The organism is Prevotella sp. CAG:592, from assembly GCF_000436015.1.
In the GTDB taxonomy this organism is placed as follows: Bacteria; Bacteroidota; Bacteroidia; order Bacteroidales; family Bacteroidaceae; genus Prevotella; species Prevotella pectinovora.
Genome location: NZ_FR892577.1, coordinates 1 through 1,874, shown reverse-complemented (window position 1 = coordinate 1,874; position 1,874 = coordinate 1). Strand labels below are relative to the sequence as shown.

1 protein-coding gene is annotated in these 1,874 nt (G+C 48.1%); it reads left to right on the top strand.

Translation table 11 applies throughout. From position 1 onward, the window contains the following. Nucleotides 1–645 precede the first annotated feature (645 nt). Nucleotides 646–1,734 (top strand): tryptophan--tRNA ligase, encoded by a 1,089-nt coding sequence (trpS, locus tag QVO99_RS05995; RefSeq protein ID WP_022316694.1) that lies wholly within the window; start codon nt 646–648, stop codon nt 1,732–1,734. Nucleotides 1,735–1,874: the final 140 nt, after the last annotated feature.

Genomic DNA, 1,874 nt, shown 5'->3' with positions numbered 1-1,874 from the left:
ACGCTGCTTGCCCCACTTGGGCAGAAAAGACGCCAGGCGGCTGCCCAATAAGTTAATGTTGTAACATCCATACTTCTGTTTTCTGGATTCTGCCAACACATGCAATTCCTGCCATCTGAATTCCTGCCATCTGATACTTCCTCTCATCAGCAAACCATCCAGACAATTGCCTGACAGTTGTCTGACAGCCAACTGCCTGAATATCAAAGCACTACATGAAAAAACCAGACAATCTGACAGTTTTGACGATTTTTTAGTGAAATAGCAATTCTATAGTCACCATCATTGCTCCCTGTCTCTCCGTCAGGGATAGTGTCATCAATTTCAAGTCAGGAGACACAGGAACAAGACCACTAAAGAGCAGTATACAAAAAGCTGTAAATCCTTGTTTTAAGGACAAAAGTTTGGAAGTTTGGAAAATATGACGTAATTTTACAATATCAAAGGGTTAATACCGATGAAATCGGCATTTTTTGTAGTTTTTCGCCTTGTTGCGCTACCAAGACAATGCACAAAGCGGAGAATTGCCATGAGATTGAAACGAAGGCGGAAATGGGAAACGCCACAGAATCCGCATGGCAGAATCCATGTTCCAAAGGAACGAAATACGGAATAAACAATAAAAACAACAAAATATACAACAAAATGGGAAAGATTATACTCACTGGCGACCGTCCGACGGGACGCCTACACTTAGGTCATTACGTGGGATCGCTGCGCCGCCGCGTGGAACTGCAAAACGAGGGTGATTTCGACAAAATGTTCGTTTTCATCGCAGATGTGCAGGCTCTCACTGATAATGCTGACAATCCAGAAAAGGTCAGACAGAACATCATCGAAGTGGCTCTCGACTATCTCTCTGCAGGTCTCGACCCGGAGAAAGTGACGCTCTTCGTACAGTCTATGATTCCGGAGCTCGCCGAACTGACGGTATACTTCATGAACCTCGTCACCGTGTCGCGCCTGCAGCGAAATCCTACGGTGAAAACGGAGATTCAGATGAGAAACTTCGAAACGAGCATCCCTGTAGGCTTCTTCACATACCCTATTTCTCAGGCTGCCGACATCACAGCTTTCAAGGCTACCACCGTGCCGGCAGGAGAGGACCAGGAGCCGATGCTGGAGCAGACCCGCGAAATAGTGAAGCGCTTCAACTATATCTATGGCGACGTGCTCGTGGAACCGAAAATCATGCTGCCTACCAATCAGGTGTGCTGCCGACTGCCGGGAACCGACGGTAAGGCGAAGATGAGCAAGAGCCTCGGAAACTGCATATATTTGTCGGATTCATCGAAGGAAATGCAGCAGAAAGTGAAGGGAATGTACACCGATCCGGGCCACTTGCGCGTGGAAGACCCGGGTAAGGTGGAGGGCAACACCGTGTTCACATATCTCGACGCATTCTCTACAGAGGACGACTTCGCTGAGTTCTGGCCGGAGTATAAAAATCTCGATGAACTGAAGGACCACTACCAGCGTGGCGGTCTGGGCGACATGAAATGCAAGAAGTTCCTCATCAAGGTGCTCGACAAGCGCCTTGAACCTATCCGCCAGCGCCGCCATGAGTTTGAGCAGGACATCCCTGAGGTTTACAACATCCTGAAGAAGGGCAGCGAGGCAGCACGCGAAGTGGCAGCAAAGACTCTCGACGAGGTTCGCGAGGCTATGAAGATAAACTATTTCAACGACGCAGCCCTCATCCAGCAGCAGGCTGAGATGTATAGAAATAAATAATTGCGGACCGAGAGGCTAAGGAGCAATCATCGGAACGCAATCCTGACAAAAAAAAAGACACCACGATACTCCCCATATTGCGCTTCATGCCGTATGGGGAGTTTTTACATATACCTAAAATCCGCAAGCAATCTCAATGA

Bases quoted from the DNA above. Each gene is read 5' to 3' on its own strand.
- trpS (WP_022316694.1), top strand. From the start codon at position 646: ATGGGAAAGATTATACTCACTGGCGACCGTCCGACGGGACGCCTACAC.